Source organism: Parvibaculum sp. (assembly GCF_040882025.1).
In the GTDB taxonomy this organism is placed as follows: domain Bacteria; phylum Pseudomonadota; class Alphaproteobacteria; order Parvibaculales; family Parvibaculaceae; genus Parvibaculum.
The window spans coordinates 1-4,105 of sequence record NZ_JBBECC010000109.1 but is presented as its reverse complement, the minus strand read 5'-3'; the positions used below and the strand labels follow the sequence as shown (position 1 = coordinate 4,105).

Sequence of the window (4,105 nt, the reverse complement as noted above, 5' to 3'; positions counted from 1 at the left end):
TTGGGTGGGCAGTATGGGCCCCGGCTTTCGCCGGGGTGACACTTTTATTTTTGGCTGGTTCGGCGTTTCAGCAGGCGCCCTCCGCCTGCCCCGCTTTACGCAATGGCGCGGAGGCCGGCGCGGAGAGCGCCGGCGTCGATGGCGGCGAGTTCGCGTTCGAGCGCGGCGTGTTCCCGTTTCCAGACCGGCGCGGCGGCGCGGAGGCGTTTTTTTCCGGCGGCCGTCAGAACCAGCTTGCGGCTGCGGCGGTCGTTCGGGTCGACCGCGCTTTTCATCAGGCCCTGGCGCTCGAGCGGCTTGAGGTTCGCGGTCAGCGTCGTGCGGTCCATCGCGAGGATCGCCGCGACCTCGCCCATCGAGCGCGGCTCTTCGCGGTTCATCGCATTCAGCAGCGAAAACTGGCCGCTGGTGATGCCGAAGGGACGGAACGCCTCGTCGAAACGGCGCGCCAGCGCGCGGGCCGCGCGCTGCGCGTGCAGGCAGAGGCAGTTGTCGTGGATGTGGCGCGTCGGGACGGCGGCGGACGATTCGGATTTTGACATGGCTCCATTATGTTGATATCAATTCTTTTAGCAAGCGTTTTGCGCAGGCCCCGCCGCGCAAGATGAAGCAAGACCCCCCTGAACGCCAAGGAGCCGGAACGATGATCCACTTAAGCGTATTGAAATGGGTGCCGCCCTTTGCCCGGGGCTCCGTCAAGGAGTTGCGCGTGCGCTGGGCGCTGGAGGAAGCGGGCCTGCCTTACAAGGAACGGGTGCTGACACCGGAGGACCAGAACGCGGCCGCCTATCGCGCGGTGCAGCCTTTCGGGCAGGTGCCGGTTTACGAGGAAGACGGGTTTCAGCTCTTCGAGTCGGGCGCGATCGTGCTGCACATCGCAGAGAAGTCGGAAGCGTTGATGCCGCGCGACGCGCAAGGCCGCGCACGGACGATGCAATGGATGTTCGCGGCGCAGACATCCGTTCAGCCGTCGATCGACCAGGTGACGGCGCTCGACCTGTTCTACGGAGAAGAAGAATGGGCGGCGCTGCGCCGTCCGGGTGCGGAGGAATTCCTGCGCCGGCGGCTCGGCCAGCTTGCGGGCCGGCTCGAGGGCCGCGAATGGCTCGAAGACCGCTTCACGGCCGGCGACCTGATGATGACGACCGTGCTGCGCGATTTGCGGCACCGGGATATCGTGGCCGGGTTTCCGGCGCTTGCGGCTTATGTGAAGCGGGCGGAGGCAAGGCCGGCGTTTCAGCGGGCGCTTGCCGCGCATCTGGCGCTTTATGCGGATGCGGAGAAGGCGGAAGCGGCGGCTTGAAGGAAGAAGGAAAGGATTTGGCACGCGGAGACGCGGAGGCGCGGAGAAGAACAGATTTTTGCACGCGAAGGCGCGAAGATTCTTCCGGCGCGAAGCGCCAACAAACCTTCTCTTCCTTCGCGTCTTCGCGTCTTCGCGTGAAATTCTTTCTTCTCTTCTCCGCGCCTCCGCGTCTCCGCGTGCATAAAACAGCGGCCGATGCGGATTTCCGGGTTGCTTGTGCCGCCAATGACGATTGAATGAAAAAAGGCCGGATCGTGCGATCCGGCCTTTTGTTTCAGTGGGTGCGGGGGAGCCGCTGTTGCTATTTCCCCTTCGGGGCCTGGTTGAAGGGGAGGTCTTTATCCACGCGGATGTCCTGGGGCAGGCCGAGGACGCGTTCGGCGACGATGTTGCGGAGGATTTCATCCGTGCCGCCGGCGATGCGGTAGCCGGCCGCGCCGATCCACTGCTCGGTATAGGCGCCCTCTTCCGGCGATATCTTGCGGTCGCGAATGACGCCGCCCATGTCCTGCAGGTCCATGCCGAAGGAGCCGAGGTCCTGCATCTTCTTGGCCGCCACGATCTTCGAGATCGAGGATTCCGGTCCGGGCGTTTCGCCCCTGGACAGGGCCGTCAGTGTACGGAACCTTGTGAACTTCAGGCCTTGCGCCTGCACATACCAGTCGGCGATGCGCTCGCGGACGCCGCCATGGCGGATGGCGGGCTCGCCGGCGATGTCGGTGTTGCGGGCGAGCGCGATCAACTCGTCCGTGTCGGCATTGCCCTGGCTGCCGCCGACGGCGAGGCGCTCGTTCATGAGCGTCGTCAGCGCGACCTTCCAGCCGTCGCCCTCCTTGCCGAGACGCTGGCTGTCCTTGACGCGCAGATTGGTGAAGAAGACCTCGTTGAATTCGGCGCCGCCCGACATCTGCTTGATGGGGCGCACCTCGACGGCGGGGTCCTTCATGTCGATCCAGAACATGGTGAGGCCCTTGTGCTTCGGGACGTTCGGATCGGTGCGCGTCAGGAGGATGCCGTAGTCGCAGAAATGGGCGCCCGACGTCCAGACCTTCTGGCCGTTGATGACCCAGTCGTCGCCATCCTTCTCGGCCTTGGTGCGAAGCCCCGCGACGTCGGAACCGCCGGCGGGTTCGGAGAAAAGCTGGCACCAGATTTCGTCGCCGCGTACGGCGGGACGCACGAAACGTTCCTTGGCTTCATCGGCGCCCCATGACATGACGGTCGGGATGCACATGCCGAGGCCGATCGCGAAGATGCCGCCGGGGACGGCGTATTTCGATTCTTCCTGGCTGTAGATGACGTTGTCGATCGTCGTGCCGCCACCGCCGCCCCATTCCTTCGGCCAGGTGATGCAGGCGTAGCCGGCATCGGCCTTTTTCGCCTGCCAGGCCTTGGACTGGGCGATCATTTCCTTCAGGTCTTTCGGCGGGGCGATGTCCCTGGCGTTTTCCTTGCGGGTCGCGTTTTTATCGAGCCAAGCGCGGACTTGCGCGCGGTAGGCGGCTTCTTCGGTCGTGTCGTTGAAATCCATTTTGGTTCTCCCGAATGTCTTTTTGAGCCGCTTACGCCGCGTTCTTCGCTTCAAGGCGCGAGACGAGTTTTTCCTTCCACTGGATCGAGGCGCCGACGGCGAGCGCGAGGAGCTTGGCGCGGCGGTAGTGGAACTGGCAGTCGGATTCCCATGTGTAGCCAATGCCGCCATGGGTCTGGACGTTTTCCTGGGCGGCGAAGACATAGGCGTCGGAGCCGGCGATGCGCGAGGCGGCGGCGGCTTCCGGCAGCTCGGCGCCTTCGTCGTTCAGCATCATGGCGCCGAAATAGGCATTGGATTTCGCCAGTTCCTTTTTCACATAGATGTCGGCCAGCTTGTGCTTGATCGCCTGGTAGGAGCCGATCTGGCGGCCGAAGGCGTAGCGCTCCAGCGAATAGTCGCGCGCCATTTCGAGCGCCGCCTCGGCGCCGCCGACCTGTTCGAAAGCGAAGAGAACGGCCGCGCCGTCGAGGATGCGCGACAATTGCGACCAGCCCTCGCCCTGCTTGTCGCCGAGGATTTCCGCGGGTGCGTCCTTCAGCGTCAGCGTGACGTGCTGGCGCGAGGGATCGATGGTGCGGACGGGCTCGGAGGAGACGCCGCCTGCTTTCAGGTCGACGATGGCGAGCGAGACGGCCTGCTCACCGGCACCACCGGTGTTGACCGCGACGATGGCGACGGAGGCCGCGCCACCATCGGCGACCGGCTGCTTCACGCCCGTGACCTTGCCGCCGGCGAGTTTGACGGCGATGTTGCGCGGATGCGCCGCATGGGTACCTTCGGAGACGGCGAGCGTGCCGATGATCTCGCCCGACGCGAGTTTCGGCAGCCAGGTTTCCTTCTGCTTTTGCGTGCCGAAGAGGCGCAGCGCTTCGGCGGCCAGATAGATCGACGACGAGAACGGCACCGGCGCGGCGGCGCGGCCGAGCTCCTCGGCGATGACGCAGAGTTCCAGCGCGCCGAGACCGAGGCCGCCGAACTCTTCGGGGATCGCCGTGCCGGTCAGGCCCATCTCGACGAGACCCTTCCAGACCTCGGCCGCATAGGGCTCTTCCTTTTCGAGCACGCGGCGCGTGACCGACATCGGGCATTTGTCGGCGAGGAACTTGCGCACCTGCTCCTTCAGCATCTTCTGGTCGTCGGAAAAATCGAAATTCATATCGGCTCCTTCTGGCGTCTCCCATGGCGCTCTGCCGGCACTCGGCGGCGCTTGTTTGGGCGCATTCTCACTGCAAAGAGGGCGCATGAAAAGGGCGGAGATTTGACGT

4 protein-coding genes are annotated in these 4,105 nt (G+C 64.6%); 1 reads left to right on the top strand and 3 read right to left on the bottom strand.

Annotated elements, in window-relative coordinates; all coding sequences use genetic code 11:
- Positions 1-95 precede the first annotated feature (95 nt).
- A complete protein-coding gene (locus WEB61_RS07925; RefSeq protein WP_368063795.1) occupies positions 96-542 on the bottom strand; it encodes a MarR family winged helix-turn-helix transcriptional regulator in 447 nt (148 codons plus the stop codon).
- Between the two features lie 101 nt (positions 543-643).
- Between WEB61_RS07925 and WEB61_RS07920 the strand changes: the two genes are divergently transcribed.
- Positions 644-1,303: a glutathione S-transferase family protein gene (locus WEB61_RS07920; protein WP_368063794.1), complete on the top strand. Its 660-nt coding sequence runs from the start codon at positions 644-646 to the stop codon at positions 1,301-1,303.
- Positions 1,304-1,607: 304 nt separating this feature from the next.
- Here WEB61_RS07920 and WEB61_RS07915 read toward each other — a convergent pair whose 3' ends face one another.
- Positions 1,608-2,837: an acyl-CoA dehydrogenase family protein gene (locus WEB61_RS07915; protein WP_368063793.1), complete on the bottom strand. Its 1,230-nt coding sequence runs from the start codon at positions 2,835-2,837 to the stop codon at positions 1,608-1,610.
- Positions 2,838-2,868: 31 nt separating this feature from the next.
- The gene (locus tag WEB61_RS07910; protein ID WP_368063792.1) at positions 2,869-3,996 is read right to left on the bottom strand and encodes an acyl-CoA dehydrogenase family protein; all 1,128 of its coding nucleotides are present in this window, start codon (positions 3,994-3,996) and stop codon (positions 2,869-2,871) included.
- Positions 3,997-4,105: the final 109 nt, after the last annotated feature.

Bases quoted from the DNA above. Each gene is read 5' to 3' on its own strand.
- WEB61_RS07925 (WP_368063795.1), bottom strand. From the start codon at position 542: ATGTCAAAATCCGAATCGTCCGCCGCCGTCCCGACGCGCCACATCCAC.
- WEB61_RS07920 (WP_368063794.1), top strand. From the start codon at position 644: ATGATCCACTTAAGCGTATTGAAATGGGTGCCGCCCTTTGCCCGGGGC.
- WEB61_RS07915 (WP_368063793.1), bottom strand. From the start codon at position 2,837: ATGGATTTCAACGACACGACCGAAGAAGCCGCCTACCGCGCGCAAGTC.
- WEB61_RS07910 (WP_368063792.1), bottom strand. From the start codon at position 3,996: ATGAATTTCGATTTTTCCGACGACCAGAAGATGCTGAAGGAGCAGGTG.